Origin of the sequence: Roseovarius sp. MBR-6, from assembly GCF_040547525.1 — a bacterium.
GTDB lineage: Bacteria > Pseudomonadota > Alphaproteobacteria > Rhodobacterales > Rhodobacteraceae > Roseovarius.
In genome coordinates, this window is record NZ_JBEPPW010000003.1 from 75,839 (window position 1) to 92,480 (window position 16,642).

The following is a 16,642-nucleotide window of genomic DNA, read 5'->3' on the forward strand; positions in this document are numbered from 1 at the left end:
CTCGGCTCGCTGGACTTTTCCGCGTCACATGCCTAGCCATGCATCATGACAACCGACCGCCCGGTCCGCTTTCTCGACCGAACCTCACCGCCGCATATCGCAACGCTGATCCTCATGGCAGGGCTTTCGGCGCTGGCGATGAACATCTTTTTGCCCTCGCTGCCGGGGATGGTGGCGCATTTCGACACCGAATACCGGCTCATCCAGCTTTCGGTCGCGCTCTATCTGGCGGTCAATGCCGGGTTGCAACTGCTGATGGGTCCGATTTCGGACCGTTGGGGGCGGCGACCGGTGGTGCTCTGGGGGGTGGGGCTGTTTCTTGTCGCCACGCTCGGTTGCATTTTCGCGCCCACTGTCACGGTCTTTCTGAGCTTTCGCATGATCCAGGCAAGCGTGGTGGTGGCGATGGTCCTTTCGCGCGCGATCGTGCGCGACATGGTGCCCCAGGACCGCGCCGCCTCGATGATCGGCTATGTGACCATGGGCATGGCGGTGGTGCCGATGATCGGCCCGGCCTTTGGCGGGCTGCTCGACGAGGCGTTTGGCTGGCAGGCGAATTTCTGGGCGCTCTTCGTGCTGGGTGGCGCGCTCTTCTGGCTGTGCTGGCGCGATCTGGGGGAGACGGCACCGCTCTCGGGGCGCAGCCTCGTGCAACAGTTCCGCGAATACCCGGCGCTGCTCAGGTCGTGGCGCTTCTGGGGGTATGCGCTTGCGGCGGGGCTCAGTTCGGGGTCGTTCTTTGCCTATCTCGGCGGCGCGCCCTTCGTGGGTGATCAGGTTTTCGGGATGCCCCCTGCCCTTCTTGGCCTCTTTTTCGGTGCCCCCGCCATTGGCTACTTTCTGGGAAATTTCGCCTCGGGGCGGTTTTCCACACGGATCGGCGTCAACCGGATGGTCCTATGGGGGTCAATGTTCAACGCGGGCGGCATCGGCCTCAACCTCACGCTCTTTTACCTCGGATACGGCACCCCGCTCAGCTTCTTCGGGCTGATGACCTTCATGGGGCTTGGCAATGGCATGGTCATTCCCAATGCGACCGCCGGCGCGCTGTCGATCCGGCCGGATCTCGCGGGCACGGCTAGCGGCCTTTCGGGGGCGCTCATGATCGGGATCGGCGCGGCGCTCTCGGCATTGGCCGGACTGCTGCTGACCCCCGGCAGCGGCGCATTCCCGCTTTTGTGGCTGATGTTTCTCACCGGGCTGGCGGCGGTGGGGACGATCCTTCTGGTGATCCGGCGCGAACGGCGGTTGCGGATGGCGTGACCGGGCGCTCACGCGCGCTCACGTTCACAGCATCCGCTCTGGCCGCGGGCCGCGGCACACCCCACGTCCTGTGAACGGACCCCGCAACAGGAGCAAGACCATGTCCCGCCGCAAGACCGACCCGCGCTTTCCCCGCCCGCCCTGGCATCGCCGCCCGCTGCCCTTCCGCTTTACCGATTGGGCCGCGATCTGAACGCAAAGACCACAGCCCGCGCATTTCAGGCGTCCTCACGGCGTTTTGACTTTTGCACCCGCGCCGCGCACCCCTTATAAGGAAAAGGACTATCGGAGGGTAACACCATGATTGATCGCCGTTCCTTGATTGCCACCGGACTTGCGGCACTGGCCGCGCCCGCGCTGATCCCGGCCCGCGCCAACGCATTTACACTCGACCCCAAATTCGCGCCGCAGGATGTGCGCTTTGCCGGGGCCTACGGGCCCGGTCATCTGGTCGTCGTGCCACGCGCGCATTTCCTCTATTTCGTCACCGCACCCGGAGTGGCCCGCCGTTATGGCGTCGGTGTCGGGCGTGCAGGGTTGGAATTCACCGGCAACGCCACCATCGACGTCAAGAAAAAATGGCCCACCTGGCGGCCCACCAACGAGATGATCGAACGCGACCCCCGCGCCTATTCCAAGTTCATCGACAACGATTATGTGCAGCCCGGCGGCCCCGAAAACCCGCTCGGCTCCCGCGCGCTCTATCTCTTCCAGAACGGGCGCGACACCTATTACCGGATCCACGGCACGACCGAACCGCAATCCGTCGGGAGATCGGTCTCCAACGGCTGTATCCGGATGATCAACGAGCATGTGCAGGATCTCTATGAGCGTGTGCCCATCGGCACCGTTGTCACGGTTCTCTGACCTGTCACCGCTGCGTGCAATGACCTCTTGCGTTTTGCGCGCGGTGGCCCCATATTGCCATCGCTAACGTTAAAGCTATCGACTCTCTGTCCTCCTACGGCTCAGTCACTCGATCTAACTTGACGGGCCGGGCTGCCGCACTGACGCGGGCAGCACATCTAGAGGAGTTCAGAGCAATGGCATCTGGCACTGTAAAATGGTTCAACACCACCAAAGGCTTCGGCTTTATCGCACCTGATGGCGGCGGCAAGGACGTTTTCGTCCACATCTCCGCAGTCGAGCGCGCTGGCCTCACCGGCCTCGCCGACAACCAGAAGGTGAACTTCGACATCGAAGCCGGCCGTGATGGCCGCCAGTCGGCAAGCAATCTCTCGCTCGCCTGAGCTTCGCCCCGACACGCCGGATGCGGGCCCCTTTCGGGGCCCGTTTCATTTGGCCGTCTCGATCAGCGCCGCCACATAGGGCCCCAGCCCCTCGACGATTCGGACCACGCCCCCAGCGTTGGGGTGGATACGGTCAGGCTGAAAATAGGCCTGCAACTCCGCCGGATCGCCCTCGCCCAGACCTTCGAAAAAATCCGGCGCATAAAGCGCGCCATGCGCCTCGGCCAGGTCAGGATAGATCGCATCGAACGCGGCCTTGTAATCCGCCCCGTAATTTCCCGGCGCGCGCAATCCGACCAGCAGAACCCGCACATCCCGCGCCTCTGCCTCTTGCAGGATGGCCGCGAGATTACGGCGGCTTTCCGCCGGGTCGATCCCGCGCAAGAGATCATTGCCGCCAAGCGCCACGATCATCGCGTCAACCTCCTCGCTCAGGCTCCAGGCGACCCGCGCCGCCCCGCCTGCCGTGGTGTCGCCCGACACGCCGCCATTGATCACCTCCGCCGCGATGCCGCGCGCCGCAAGCCAGCCGCGCAGTTGTGGCACAAACCCATCCTCCTGCGGCAGCCCGTAGCCCTGCGTGAGGCTGTCGCCAAGCGCCAGCACCGTCACCGGATCTTCGGCCAGCGCGGGGCTGACAAGGGTCAGAAAACATGCCACCACCTTGCCCAGCATCCGCGCGGCCCCATATGTCCGAAAACCATTGCAAAACAGGCGCAAACCCATGACCTCTCCCCTTTTGTCCCTCGACGGCGCGTGCCTTGCGCTCGAGGGCAATGCCGGTCTCATCGAGATACTTCACTCGATCACGCTCGATGTCCACAGCGGTGAGACGGTGGGCCTTGTCGGCCCCTCCGGTTCCGGCAAATCCTCGCTCTTGATGCTGATGGGCGGGCTGGAGCGCGCCACGGGGGGCACGGTGCGCGCCATGGGCCAGGACCTGGGCACCATGAACGAGGATGCGCTGGCGCGGCTCAGGCGCGCGCATGTGGGGGTGGTGTTCCAGTCCTTTCACCTTATCCCCACCATGACCGCGCTCGAGAACGTGGCCACGCCGCTGGAATTGGCCGGTCGCCCCGACGCCCGCACACGCGCGCTCGAAGAGCTTGACGCCGTGGGTCTCGCGGCGCGCGCGGGCCACTACCCCTCGCAGCTTTCGGGCGGTGAACAGCAGCGCGTGGCGCTTGCCCGCGCGGCCGCCCCACGCCCCGCGCTCATCCTTGCCGACGAACCCACGGGCAATCTCGACAGCACCACCGGCGCGGCGATCATCGACCTGCTCTTTGGCTTGCGTGACCGGCACGGCGCGACGCTCGTGCTGGTCACGCATGATCCCGATCTTGCCGCGCGCTGCGACCGGGTGATCGCGCTGCGCGACGGGCGGCTCGAGACGGCGGCGGCGGCATGAGTCTGCGCATCGCGGCACGGCTCGCGCGGCGCGAATTGCGCGGTGGCCTCAAGGGCTTTCGCATCTTTCTGGGCTGCGTGATCCTGGGCGTGGCCGCCATCGCCGCCGTCGGCACGCTGCGCGAAAGCGTGCGCGCGGGGCTGGCCACCCAGGGGGCCGAACTTTTGGGCGGCGATGCCGAGCTTGAGATCACCTACCGCTTCGCCAACGAGACCGAGCGCGTCTGGATGGCGGAAAACGCCACCCGCGTCTCGGAAATCGCCGACTTCCGGTCCATGGCGGTGACTGGTGAGGGGCAGCGCGAACTCACCCAGGTGAAGGCGGTGGATGCGGCCTATCCTCTCGTGGGCGCGGTCGGCCTGTCGCCCGACATGCCGCTGGCCACGGCGCTGGCGGGGGCGGGCGGCCTGCCCGGCGCGGTGATGGAGCCTGTGCTTGCCAACCGCCTCGGCATCGCCCCCGGTGACAGCTTCCGCCTCGGCGAGCAAGGCTTCCGCCTGATGGCGCTGATCACCCGTGAGCCTGACCCCTCGCGCGCGGGTTTTGGCCTCGGGCCGCGCACGATCGTGGCGCGCACGGCGCTTGACGGCTCGGGCCTCTTGGCCCCCGGCTCGCTCTTCACCTCGCGCTACCGGCTCGACCTGCCCGCTGCCGCCGATCTCGACGCGCTCGCCGCCCGCGCCGAGGCCGCGCTTGACGGCACCGGCGCGCGCTGGAACGACGCCCGTAACGCCAGCCCGCGCGTGGCCGAGTTCGTCACCCGGCTCGGGGCGTTCCTCGTGCTCGTGGGTCTTTCGGGGCTTGCGGTCGGCGGCGTCGGCATCTCGGCCGCCTTGCGCGCCTATCTGGCCACCAAGGTGCAGGTCATCGCCACGTTGCGCACGCTCGGCGCGGATCAGCGCACGATCTTTCTGACCTATTTCCTTCAGGTGGGCCTGCTTGCGCTTCTTGGCATCCTCGGCGGGCTCCTGCTCGGTGTGGGCCTGCCGGTGGCGCTCGGGCCGCTCATCTCGGCGCGCCTGCCGGTGCCTGCGGTCTTTGCACCCTACCCCGCGCCGATGATCGAGGCCGCGCTCTACTCGGTGCTCTCGGTGCTGATCTTCACGCTCTGGCCGCTCGCCCGCGCGCGCGAGGTCCGCGCCGCCGCCCTGTACCGAGAGGCCGCAGGCGCGCGCCATGGCTGGCCGGGCTGGCCATGGGTCGGCGTGACGCTGGCGCTGCTTGCCCTGCTCATCGGCACGGCGGCGGCGTTTTCCGGCAATCTGCGGCTCACCCTTTGGACAGCGGGCGGCATCCTCGGCGCGCTCGCGGCCCTGAGCCTCGCCGCGCTCCTTGTGACCCGCGCCGCGCGCGCGTGGCGGCCGCGCCTCACCGGGCGGCCCGCGCTCGGCTGGGCGCTCGGTGCCATCGGCGGTCCCGGCAGCACGGCCGCGCCGGTCATGCTCTCGCTCGGCCTCGGCCTTTCGGTGCTGGCCGCCGTGGGACAGATCGACGGCAACCTGCGCCGCGCCATCGCGGGCGACCTGCCCGACCGCGCACCGTCCTTCTTCTTCGTCGATCTGCAACAGGACCAGATACCATGGTTTCTGGACCGCCTCGCCACCGACCCGGCGGTCAGCCGCGTCGACCACGCGCCGATGCTGCGCGGCTTCATCACCCGCATCAACGACCGCCCCGCCCGCGAGGTCGCCCCCGGCCATTGGGTGGTCGAGGGCGACCGCGCGGTAAGCTATGCAGGCGCGCTCCCCGCCCGCACCGAGATCACCGAAGGCACATGGTGGGGTGAGGGCTATGACGGCCCGCCGCAGATCAGCTTTGCCGCAGAGGAAGCGGCGGAAATGGGCCTGCGGCTTGGCGACGAGATCACCGTCAACATCCTCGGGCGCGATTTCACCGCGCCGATCACCTCGTTGCGCGAGGTGGATTTTTCCAGCGTCGGCATGGGGTTCGTCATGCTGATGAACCCCTCGGCACTGGCCGGCGCGCCGCATACCTTCATCGCCACCGTCTACGCCGACAGTGCCGAGGCCGAAGAGGCGATCCTGCGCGACGTGACCGACCGCCACCCCAACGTGACCGCCATCAGCGTGCGCGATGCGCTCCTGCGCGTGACCGACCTTCTGGCCAGCCTCGCCTCGGCCACCTCCTGGGGGGCGTCGGTCACGCTTCTGACCGGGTTTCTGGTGCTGATCGGGGCCGCCGCCGCCGATCAACGCGCCCGCAGCTACGAGGCCGCGATCCTCAAGGTCCTGGGGGCCACGCGCGCCCGCATCCTCTGGGGCCTCGCGCTGCGCGCGCTCATCCTGGGCGCGGCGGCGGGGCTTGTGGCGCTCGGTGCCGGAATCGGCGGGGGCTGGGCCGTCAGCCATTTCGTGATGGAGACACCCTTCACCGTGATCTGGCCCTCGGCGCTGGCCATCGTCGCGGGCGGCATCGCGGTGACGCTCCTTGCAGGGCTCGCCTATGCCATCGGCCCGCTCGCCACCCGCCCCGCCCGCGTGCTGCGGGGCCGCGAATAGCCCATTCACTGTTCGCCAAATACTCCGGGGGTCCGGGGGTGGAACCCCCGGCCGTCCGGTCGGCACGCCGCGTTGAAATCGTCACGCCACGGTGGCACTGAGACCCCGACCCCGAAAGGAGAGGCCATGACCGATTCGCTGCCCATCCCGCTTTCCCCGCCGCTCAGCCCCGCACAGCAGGTGGCCCTGGTCAATCTCGTGCGCCGCGCCGCGCGTGCCGAGATCCTGCCGCGCTTCCGCTCGATCACCCGCGCCGACGCCGCGATCAAATCCGGGCCGCATGACCTGGTGACCGAGGCCGACCACGCCGCCGAGGCGATGATCGCACGCGGGTTGCAACGGCTCTTCCCCCATGCGCTCATCATCGGCGAAGAGGCGGTGGCCGCGAAACCGGAGCTGCGCGACAAGGTTTCCGAGGCCGAGTTGGCGATCATCATCGACCCGGTGGACGGGACGTGGAATTTCGTCCATGGGCTACCGCTCTTCGGTGTGATCATCGCGGTGACGCGCTTTGGCCGCCCGGTGCTCGGCCTGCTCTACGATCCCATCGCCGATGACTGGATTCTCGCCGACGAGACGACACCCGCCCGTCTCGCCCCCGCCATCGGGGCCGAACGCCCCATCGCCACGGCCAGCACCGAAACCCTGGCCGAGATGCAAGGCTATGCCCATGTCTCGCTCATGCCCAAGGCGCAGCAGGAACGGCTTGTGCCCCTCATCCCCGCGCTTGCCCGGCTGACCGCGTTGCGCTGTTCGTGCCACGAATACCGGCTTCTGGCGCAAGGAGCGGTGGATTTCGTCATGTCGGGCCAGCTCAATCCGTGGGACCACGCGGCGGGGGTGCTGATCTGCCGTCAGGCGGGGGGCGTGGCGCGGATGCTCGACGGGCGCGACTACAGCACCGCGATCACCGACGGCATCCTGCTTGCCGCCGCAAATGACACCGCCTGGCAGCGCCTCGCCGCGCATTTCGCACCGATCACCGAAGGTCAGCCGACCCGGTAGGGCAGCACTCCGCGCTCATCCGGCGTGACCTGCAAACGGCGCTCCAGCGGCGGGACCGAGCGTTGATGACACTCGGCCCGCTCGCAGATGCGGCAGGAAATCCCGATGGGTTCAAACGCGCGGGCATTGCTCACGTCGAGATCGTCAGCATAGACCAGATCGCCCGCATGGCGCACCTCGCAGCCAAGCGCGATGGCAAAGCGCCGCACCGGTGCTCCGAAACTGCCCCCCGGTTTGCTGACATCGCGCGCCAGGCTGATATAGCGCACCCCGTCCGGCGTCTCGGCCAGTTGCCGCAGGAACCGCCCCGGCGTCTCGAACGCGCGGTGCACGTTCCACAGCGGGCACGCGCCGCCGAACCGCGCGAATTGCAGCCGTGTGGCGGAATGGCGCTTGGTGATCGTGCCCGCCTGATCGACCCGCACGAAAAAGAACGGAATACCCTTGGCACCGGGCCGTTGCAGCGTCGAGAGCCGGTGACAGACCTGCTCGATCGAGGCGCCGAAGCGCAGCGCCAGCACTTCCAGATCGTGCCGCACCTCCTGCGCCGTGGCCAGAAACGCGCCGTAAGGCATGAGGGCGGCCCCGGCGAAGTAGTTTGCCAGCCCGATCTTGGCGATGGCGCGCGCGGCCTCGGACTGGAACCGCGCAAGATCGAGCGTCGCCTCCAGAAGCGGGTCCTGCGTGAGAAGCGCCAGTTGCAACAGAAGCTGGAAACGCCGCGTCTCGGGGGCCGCGCGCACCGAGAGCGTGAGCGTGCCGCCGGCCCGGTCGAACTGGCGCAACACGGCCGTATCGGCCTCGGCCACACTGATGCCCATCTCGGAGAGCCGCCGGATCGCCAGCCCCTCCACCCCGCCGCGCGCAGCGCCCGCGGCAAAGCGTTCGGCGGCGTGATCCACCGCGTCGATATAGTTGTCGCAATAGTGAAAGAAGTCGCGCACCTCGTCCCAGGGGCTCGACTGGCTGCGCGCATCCTCGCGCCCCAGGGCCTCATCAAGGCTCGCCAGCCGTTCATGCGTCTGGCGATAGGCGCTGTGAAGATCAAGAAAGGCGCGCGCCAGTGCAGGCGCATTCGACGCCGCCAGCCGCAGATCGGCCAGAGGCGGTGGATCGTCGCCAAAGACCGGATCGGCCAGCGCCTCGCGCATGTCCGAGACAAGCCGCTCGGCATCGCCGGTGGAAAGTTCGGTCACGTCGAAGCCGAATTCCTGCGCCAGCGCCAGCACCACGGTGGTGCTGACGGGCCGGTTGTTGTTCTCCATCTGGTTGAGATAGGGCAGAGACACGCCCAGCTTGGCCGCGAAATCCTTTTGCGTGAGCCCAAGCCGCTGCCGCGTCTCGCGCAGCTTGGCCCCGGCATAGAGTTTGCGCGTGGCCATGCGGGGCCTCCTGTTTGCAAATTCTTCTTCTGGAAGGATACATTTGCAAACCCTTGCGGGCAAGAGATTTGCCAAGGCCGCGAAGAAACCCGACCGGATTGCAAAATGAAAATCATGTCGGGATAATCTGTGTGCCCATTGAGATTATGGACGAAATTTCACAATCAAACCCCGATCCGTGGCCCCAGGCACCACAGCGGTTCGCGCGAGCGGCGCAGCTCATAGAGGTCTGTCGTCGACGTTTCGCCGTCAAACCGCGCCACCAGCCTCCCATCCTGCTGCGCAAAGACCCAGCATTGCGGCTCGGGGCGATTTTCATAAACGAAACAGATGCGCCCGGCGTCCTCATACCAGGACCCCTCGATGCACTCGCCATCCAGAAAGGACCAGCGCACCCGGCGATTGTCGAGATATTCCTCGGCCCCGTATGCCTCGGCCCCGTCGACACCGTAATAGAAGGTCTGCCCCTGCGTCAGGGCGTCAAACGCCTCGGCCCCCATCTCGGCAAGGGCGGGCGAGGCAAGACCATACGCGGCCATAAGGGCAAGGGATATCAGGCGCATGGCCTCACCCTGCCAGATCGCGTGTTCCCTCGCCAGAGGATTCGCGCCAGCGCGCCGCGCGCCGGTCCATCACCCGCCGCCAGGCGGGCGGCACCAGCGCCAGCACCGCCATCACCGGCAGGGACTGCGGCAGCACCGGCATCGCATCGGGGCGGAGTTGCAGCGCCGGATAGGGACGCTGCGGCGTCACATGATGATCCGAGTGGCGCGACGCGTTGAGCGTCATCGCAGAGGAATACCACTGCCGCGCGTTCCACGAATGCGCGGGCCCCACCGGCTCATACCGCCCGTCATCGCGCGCCGCGCGGCTGAGGCCGTAATGCTGCACATAATCCGACAGAAGAATCTGCACCTGTGCATATCCGGCGATAAATCCAAGCGCTCCAAGCCCTTGCCACCCCCAAAGCGCCGCCGCCCCCGCCACCATCGCCGCTGCCCCGCCGAGATAGAGCGCATAGGGGTGCCGCAGCCCCGTGCCCCCATGCCGCCGCGTCTCGGCCCGCAAGCCGGCGCGAAAGGCCCCCGGCCAGGCGCGCAAGGCATAGCGGTAGAACCCCTCGCCGCGCCGCGCGCTGCTTGGATCGGCGGGCGTGGCGACATGGGTGTGATGGACATGAAGATGCGCGCTCGCGTGGTGACCAAAAAGCAGCGAGGTATAGATCAGCCGCCCCAACCGCCGCTTGCCCCGGGCACCGCGATGAATGAGCTCATGCGCCACGGGATGCGCGATCTGCCCCGCCACCAGCCCCGCCGCGATGCCCAGCAAGAGCCGTTCGACCGGGCTCAGCCCCGTCGCCCCTGCCACCCCGGCCAACGCCAGCCCCAACACGATGAAATGCCCCAGCCCGAGTGCCACCAGAAGCGGGTCGGCGGCGGGAAACTCTGCCTCGGGATCGGGGTTGCCCGCCGCCCGCGCAACCAGCCGGTCAAGCCAGAACACCAGCACCGTCACATAACCGACCGCCAGCGCCCCCCAGAGCCCACCGAAAAGCGCGGCAAGCAGGGTCAGCACCAGCGGCAGACTTGTGGCAAAGGCAAACAGGCACATACGTAAGGCTCACTTGTCAGGGCTGTCTGGCCTGATATGGTATACCAGAAGCCATGGCGGTTCCATGACGCAATCGGTCAGCCTTGGCGGCATCCGTCGCGGCGAAACGCATCCAGCGCGGCAAATGTCGCTTTTGATCCGCCTGACCGGCGCGCCTCGTTCTATGACTTCGGACAACACAGGCAGGGAGACACCGCATGGCACTCGACGAACGCAAGGGCGTGTGGAAATCGGGCAAGGGCAAGGGGCGCCATACGCCCAAGGGGCGCCAGCTTGACGACACGGCCTGGGACGAGGTGCGCGCGCTTCTGGGCGACGGCCCTCACCGGCGTGATCTGCTGATCGAATATCTCCATCTTGTCCAGGACCGGTTCGGCCATATTTCGGCGGCGCATCTGCGCGCGCTGGCCGAGGAATTGCGCCTCAGTCAGGCCGAAGTCTACGAGGTGGCGACGTTCTACGCCCATTTCGATGTGGTCAAGGAAGGCGAGACGCCGCCCCCCGCGCTGACCATCCGGGTCTGCGATTCGCTGTCTTGCGAGTTGGCGGGCGCGCAGGCGCTCAAGGCCGCGCTGGAAGACGGGATGGACCCGGCCAAGGTGCGCGTGCTGCGCGCGCCCTGCATGGGCCGCTGCGATACCGCACCGGTGCTGGAACTGGGCCACAACCATATCGACCACGCCACGCCGGCAAAGGTGCGCGCCGCCATCGAGGCGGGCGAGACCCACACACATATTCCAGAATATCAAACGCTTGTGGACTATACCTCAAGCGGTGGCTACGAGACGCTGCGCGCCCTGCGGCAGGGCGGCGATTTCGAGACCGTGCAACAGACCCTGCTTGATGCGGGGCTGCGCGGGCTTGGCGGCGCGGGCTTTCCCTCGGGGCGCAAATGGGGCTTCGTGCGGGCCGAGCCGGGGCCGCGCTATCTGGCCGTCAATGGCGACGAAGGCGAGCCGGGCACGTTCAAGGATCGCTTTTACCTCGAGCGGCAACCCCATGTTTTCCTTGAGGGAATGCTGATCGCCGCCTGGGCCGTCGAAACCGAGCGCTGCTTTATCTACATGCGCGACGAATACCCTGCCGTTCTGGAAATTTTGCGACGTGAAATCAGGGCGCTAGAAGATGAAGCTATTGTAGCCGAGGGATATATCGAGCTGCGCCGCGGGGCCGGTGCCTATATCTGCGGCGAGGAATCGGCGATGATCGAATCGATCGAGGGCAAGCGCGGATTGCCGCGCCACCGTCCGCCCTTCGTCGCTCAGGTCGGCATCTTCAACCGCCCCACGCTCGTCAACAATGTGGAAACGCTCTACTGGGTCACGCGCGTTCTGCGCGAGGGGCCGGAAATCCTGAACACGGTCGAGAAGAACGGGCGCAAGGGTCTGCGCTCCTATTCCGTCTCGGGGCGGGTGAAAAATCCCGGCGTGCACCTGCTGCCGGCCGGCTCGACAATAACCGACATCATCGACGCGGCGGGCGGAATGCCCGATGGCCACACGTTCAAAGCCTATCAGCCGGGCGGCCCCTCTTCGGGCCTTCTGCCCGCGTCGATGGCCGACATTCCGCTCGATTTCGACACGTTGCAGCCGCATGGCTCTTTCATCGGTTCGGCGGCGGTCGTGGTGCTCTCGGATCACGACAGCGCCCGCGATGCGGCGCTCAACATGCTGCGGTTTTTCGAGGATGAAAGCTGCGGACAATGCACGCCCTGCCGTGTCGGCTGCGAGAAGGCGGTGAAACTCATGCAGGCCGAGCACTGGGACCAGCCGCTTCTGGAGGAGCTGTGCCAGGCCATGGCCGACGCCTCGATCTGCGGGCTGGGACAGGCCGCACCCAACCCGATCCGCCTGACCATGCGCCATTTCGCGGGGGAAATCTGAGCCGCGCGCATCTTCCATCCGCCGCCGATCCACAGTAGGGATCGAACCATCGGCAGGGAGGTCGCATGGCGTTTTTCTCGAAGCTCAAGGAACGGCTGTTCAAATCCTCGTCCAAAATCGACGAAGGGCTTGAGTCGATTGTCGAAGAGGCGGCGGACCCCACCCCCGGGGATGATACCCCGTCCGCGCCGGAACCCCCCGCCCCCGCGCGCCCGGGCCTTCTGGGGCGTCTGGTCGGACGCGACCGGCCCGAGGCCCCGCGCCGCGTGCTCGACGATGCCATGCTCGAGAGCCTCGAAGACCTGCTGATCGGGGCCGATATGGGCGTGGAAACCGCGCAGCGCGTGATCGCCAACCTCGCCGAGGGGCGCATGGGCAAACGGCTTTCGACGCGCGAGATCAAGGAATTGCTGGCGGCCGAGATCGCCCGCATCATGGCCCCCGTGGCGCGGCCCATGCCGCTTTACCCCTCACGCCCGCAGGTCGTGCTGGTGGTGGGCGTCAACGGCTCGGGCAAGACCACGACCATCGGCAAGCTCGCCAGCCAGTTCAAGGCCGCCGGCAAATCGGTGGTGATCGCGGCCGGCGACACGTTCCGCGCCGCGGCCGTCGAACAGTTGCAGGTCTGGGGAGAGCGTGCCGGTGTCCCCGTGCTGACCGCGCCCGAGGGATCGGACCCGGCGAGCCTTGCCTTTGACGCGATGACCAAAGCAGAGGCCGAGGGCGCGGACCTTCTGATGATCGACACGGCGGGGCGCTTGCAGAACCGTGCCGACCTGATGGAGGAACTGGCCAAGATCGTCCGCGTGATCCGCAAGAAGGACCCGCAGGCACCGCACAACACGCTGCTGGTGCTCGACGCCACCACCGGTCAAAACGCGCTGTCCCAAGTCGAGATCTTCCAGAAACTCGCCGACGTCACGGGCCTTGTCATGACCAAGCTCGACGGCACCGCGCGCGGCGGCGTGCTCGTGGCGCTCGCGGACCGGTTCGGCCTGCCCATCCATGCCATCGGCGTGGGCGAGCAGATCGACGATCTGGCCCCCTTCGACCCGCAAGAATTCGCCGCCGCCCTGACCGGCCTTGACAAAGAATGACATCCGCCCCCGTTTCTTCTGGCCAGAAATATCCCGGGGGGTTTGGGGGGCTGGCCCCCCATCTTACCCAGCGGTTTGGGGGGCTGGCCCCCCATTTCGACATACGCTCCGGGGGCCTCGCCATCCAATGAGCGCCTGGCTGATCTCGCTCGAAGGCACCGAAGCGGGGCGCACGCTCGCCACAGCGCTGGCGCTTCTCGCGGCCCTGCTCCACGCCATCTTCGGCGCGCTGCAAAAGGGGCGGCACGATCCGTGGCTCAGCCGCGGCGCGATCGATGCCAGCTATTGCCTCATGGCCGCGCCTTTCGCGCTCTTTGTCGTGCCCTGGCCCGAGCCGCATATGTGGCCGATCTTCGCGGGTGCCGTGCTGATCCATATCGGCTACAAGGTGCTTCAGGCCATGGCCTATTCGCGCGGGGCCTATACGGTGGTCTATCCGGTGGTGCGCGGCACCGGGCCGCTCTTTACCGTGATCGGGGCATGGCTCATCTTCGGCGAGCGGTTCACACCCGTGCAATGGGGCGGCGTCGCGGTGCTGCTCTGCGGCATCTATGGCCTCGCCCTCTACAACCTGCGCCATTACGTGCTGCAACGCGAGACCATGCCGCTTGCGCTTGGCCTTGCCGTGGCCACCGGCATCTTTGTCGCGCTCTATACCACCTATGACGCCTATGGCATCCGTGCGAGCGCCGATCCGTTCACGTTTCTGGCATGGTTCTTCATGCTCGACGGGCTGTCGATCCTGCCCATCGCCTATGCCCGCTGGCGCGCCATGGCGGCGCGCCCCGCGCTCGGGCCGCTGATGGCGCGCGGCGTGACGGGGGGTGTGGTGGCGTTCTTCTCGTTTGGCTCGATCATGCTGGCCACGCGGCTCGACAAGGTGGGACAAGCCGCCGTGCTGCGCGAGACCTCGACCGTCTTTGCCGCGCTCATCGGCTGGCTGGTGCTGAAGGAAACCGTGGGGCCGCGCCGCATCGCCCTTATGGGCTTGATCGCGGCGGGCGCGGTGATAGTTGAGTTTGGTGGCTGAGAAAGGACATCGCATGACCGAGACCCCTGCCCCGAAATGGGCGAAACCGGCGCTGGAATTCGGCCCGATCCTCGGCTTTTTCGCGGCCTACCTCTGGCTCAAGGATCGCACGTTCGAAATCGCGGGGACCGAATATGCCGGGTTCATCGTCGTCACCGCGGGGTTCATCCCGGTGTTTCTGCTGGCAATGGGGCTGCTGTGGCGGTTGACCGGACATCTGAGCCGGATGCAGGTGGTCACGGCGGTTCTGATCGTGGTCTTTGGCGGGCTGTCGGTGTGGTTCAACGATCCACGCTTCTTCAAGATGAAACCGACGCTGATTTACCTCTTGTTCGGCGGGGTGCTGGGAATCGGCCTTTTGCGCGGGCAATCCTGGCTTCAGGTGGTGATGGAGGGGGTGATGCCCCTCACCGACCGGGGCTGGATGATCCTGACGAGGCGATTGATGCTGTTCTTCTTCGCGCTCGCGGTGCTCAACGAGGCGATCTGGCGCACGCAGGCCGAGGAAATCTGGGTTTATTTCAAGACATTCGGCCTGACGGCGGCGATTTTCGTGTTCTTCATGACGCAGGGCCGTCTGTTCCGGGACCACGCCCCGCCCGAGGATGCACCCAAGGACTAGCCTATAGCCTTTGCGCGCGCCTGCTAGTCCCGCACCGCCCCGTCGCCCGTCACCAGATACTTGAAGCTGGTCAGTTGCTCGGCACCCACGGGCCCGCGCGCGTGCATCTTGCCGGTGGCAATGCCGATTTCCGCGCCCATCCCGAACTCGCCGCCATCGGCGAATTGCGTCGAGGCATTGTGCATCAGGATCGCGCTGTCGAGTCGGGCAAAGAAGCCCGCCACCGCCGCCGCGTCTTCGGTCACGATGCAATCGGTGTGGTTCGAGCCATAGCGCCGGATATGGGCAATGGCGGCGTCAAGATCATCGACCACCCGCGCCGCGATGATGCTGTCGAGATATTCGCGCCCCCAATCCTCGTCGCTGGCGGGCGTCACGCCGGGGACGGATTGCAGCACCGCATCGCCGCGCACCTCCACGCCCGCGTCGATCAGCGCGCGGATGACGCCCTGCCCGATGGTATCTGCAATGTCGCGGTGGATGAGCAGGCACTCGGCGGCCCCGCAAATCCCCGTACGCCGGGTCTTGGCGTTGAGCACCACCTTCAGCGCCTTTTCCGGGTCCGCCTCGGCGTCGAGATAGATATGCACGATGCCCTCGAGATGGGCAAAGACCGGCACCCGCGCCTCGCGCTGCACGAGGCCCACAAGGCCCTTGCCGCCGCGCGGCACGATCACGTCGATATGGTCGGTCATGCCCAGCATGAGCCCGACCGCCGCGCGGTCGGTCACCGGCACGCGCTGAATGGCATCCTCGGGCAGGCCGGCGGCGCTCAGCCCCTCGACAAGGCAGGCATGGATCGCGGCGGAGGAGTGAAAGCTCTCTGACCCGCCGCGCAGGATCACCGCGTTGCCCGCCTTGAGACAGAGCGCGCCCGCATCGGCGGTGACATTGGGACGGCTTTCATAGATCACGCCGATCACGCCCAAAGGCGTGCGCACCCGGCGGATATGCAGGCCATTGGGCCGGTCCCATTCGGCGATGACCTGCCCCACGGGGTCCTCCTGCGCGGCCACCGCGCGCAGCCCCTCGACAATCCCCCAGAGCCGCTTTTCGTCAAGCGCCAGCCGGTCGAGCATGGCGGGCGTCAGCCCCTTGTCGCGCCCCGCCGCCATGTCCTGCGCATTGGCGGCAAGGATGTCGTCACGCCGCATCCAGACGCAATCGGCAGCGGCCTCGAGCGCGGCCTGCTTGGCCTCGGGCGTCGCTGTCGCCAGTTCCGTCGCTGCAACGCGGGCGCGCGCGCCGATTTCGGCCATGACGGCGGGAATGTCGGTAAGATCCTTCATCGGCTTGGCCTTCCGCTGCTGAGGTCCCCTTATACCGCAGCCCCGCACCCGCCCGCAACGCCCCGCTTGCGTTCGGGATCGGGACTTGGCCTTCCGGCTGCACAGGGGCGTGCCGGGTCGGGAGAGCGCGGGGGTAATGATTGCCTTGAGCGGATATTGGGGGAGCCGCGCGAGGGCCCGACCGCAGGTGGGCGCTGCAACGGTTTTGGTGAGCGCTTTATGGTGCCAAATACTTGAACAATTGCGCGGGTGTGCCTCGTTGCAAAAGCGCCCGCCCGGGGGT

General features: G+C 66.9%; 15 protein-coding genes. 10 read left to right on the forward strand and 5 right to left on the reverse strand.

The window, feature by feature from the left end:
• The first annotated feature begins 45 nt into the window (after positions 1-45).
• From ABIE57_RS04920 to ABIE57_RS04930, 3 genes are all read left to right on the forward strand, one after another.
• A complete protein-coding gene (locus tag ABIE57_RS04920; RefSeq protein WP_354537896.1) occupies positions 46-1,263 on the forward strand; it encodes a multidrug effflux MFS transporter in 1,218 nt (405 codons plus the stop codon).
• Positions 1,264-1,563: 300 nt separating this feature from the next.
• A complete protein-coding gene (locus ABIE57_RS04925) occupies positions 1,564-2,130 on the forward strand; it encodes a L,D-transpeptidase (protein WP_354537897.1) in 567 nt (188 codons plus the stop codon).
• Between the two features lie 176 nt (positions 2,131-2,306).
• Positions 2,307-2,513, forward strand: coding sequence for a cold-shock protein (locus tag ABIE57_RS04930; protein ID WP_210879028.1), 207 nt, complete (start codon positions 2,307-2,309; stop codon positions 2,511-2,513).
• A gap of 45 nt (positions 2,514-2,558) precedes the next feature.
• Here ABIE57_RS04930 and ABIE57_RS04935 read toward each other — a convergent pair whose 3' ends face one another.
• Positions 2,559-3,188, reverse strand: coding sequence for an arylesterase (locus ABIE57_RS04935; RefSeq protein WP_354537898.1), 630 nt, complete (start codon positions 3,186-3,188; stop codon positions 2,559-2,561).
• Between the two features lie 49 nt (positions 3,189-3,237).
• On the opposite strand from ABIE57_RS04935, the gene ABIE57_RS04940 reads away from it, so the two are divergent.
• From ABIE57_RS04940 to ABIE57_RS04950, 3 genes are all read left to right on the forward strand, one after another.
• Positions 3,238-3,921 (forward strand): ABC transporter ATP-binding protein, encoded by a 684-nt coding sequence (locus ABIE57_RS04940; RefSeq protein ID WP_354537899.1) that lies wholly within the window; start codon positions 3,238-3,240, stop codon positions 3,919-3,921.
• Entirely contained in the window at positions 3,918-6,440 is a 2,523-nt protein-coding gene (locus ABIE57_RS04945) for an ABC transporter permease (RefSeq protein ID WP_354537900.1), read from the forward strand. The genes ABIE57_RS04940 and ABIE57_RS04945 overlap by 4 nt, the downstream gene beginning before the upstream one ends.
• 126 nt (positions 6,441-6,566) lie before the next feature.
• Positions 6,567-7,445: an inositol monophosphatase family protein gene (locus ABIE57_RS04950; protein WP_354537901.1), complete on the forward strand. Its 879-nt coding sequence runs from the start codon at positions 6,567-6,569 to the stop codon at positions 7,443-7,445.
• Here the strand turns inward: ABIE57_RS04950 and ABIE57_RS04955 are convergent.
• The 3 genes from ABIE57_RS04955 to ABIE57_RS04965 form a co-directional block, all read right to left on the reverse strand.
• Entirely contained in the window at positions 7,430-8,827 is a 1,398-nt protein-coding gene (locus ABIE57_RS04955; RefSeq protein WP_354537902.1) for a helix-turn-helix domain-containing protein, read from the reverse strand. The two genes, ABIE57_RS04950 and ABIE57_RS04955, sit on opposite strands and share 16 nt — an antisense overlap.
• Before the next feature lie 164 nt (positions 8,828-8,991).
• Entirely contained in the window at positions 8,992-9,390 is a 399-nt protein-coding gene (locus ABIE57_RS04960) for a hypothetical protein (RefSeq protein WP_354537903.1), read from the reverse strand.
• 4 nt (positions 9,391-9,394) lie between these two features.
• A complete protein-coding gene (locus ABIE57_RS04965) occupies positions 9,395-10,438 on the reverse strand; it encodes an alkane 1-monooxygenase (RefSeq protein ID WP_354537904.1) in 1,044 nt (347 codons plus the stop codon).
• A gap of 197 nt (positions 10,439-10,635) precedes the next feature.
• On the opposite strand from ABIE57_RS04965, the gene ABIE57_RS04970 reads away from it, so the two are divergent.
• The 4 genes from ABIE57_RS04970 (at position 10,636) to ABIE57_RS04985 (ending at position 15,070) form a co-directional block, all read left to right on the forward strand.
• On the forward strand, positions 10,636-12,321 hold the full coding sequence (locus ABIE57_RS04970; RefSeq protein ID WP_354537905.1) for an NAD(P)H-dependent oxidoreductase subunit E: 1,686 nt from the start codon (positions 10,636-10,638) through the stop codon (positions 12,319-12,321).
• Positions 12,322-12,386: 65 nt separating this feature from the next.
• Complete coding sequence (gene ftsY, locus ABIE57_RS04975; protein WP_354537906.1) at positions 12,387-13,418, forward strand: signal recognition particle-docking protein FtsY; 1,032 nt, start codon at positions 12,387-12,389, stop codon at positions 13,416-13,418.
• A gap of 127 nt (positions 13,419-13,545) precedes the next feature.
• The gene (locus ABIE57_RS04980; protein WP_354537907.1) at positions 13,546-14,448 is read left to right on the forward strand and encodes an EamA family transporter; all 903 of its coding nucleotides are present in this window, start codon (positions 13,546-13,548) and stop codon (positions 14,446-14,448) included.
• A gap of 13 nt (positions 14,449-14,461) precedes the next feature.
• Entirely contained in the window at positions 14,462-15,070 is a 609-nt protein-coding gene (locus ABIE57_RS04985; protein WP_354537908.1) for an inner membrane-spanning protein YciB, read from the forward strand.
• Between the two features lie 23 nt (positions 15,071-15,093).
• On the opposite strand, the gene ABIE57_RS04990 is transcribed toward ABIE57_RS04985, so the two are convergent.
• Positions 15,094-16,359, reverse strand: a complete 1,266-nt coding sequence (locus ABIE57_RS04990; protein WP_354537909.1) for a glutamate-5-semialdehyde dehydrogenase — start codon at positions 16,357-16,359, stop codon at positions 15,094-15,096.
• Between the last annotated feature and the right edge of the window lie 283 nt (positions 16,360-16,642).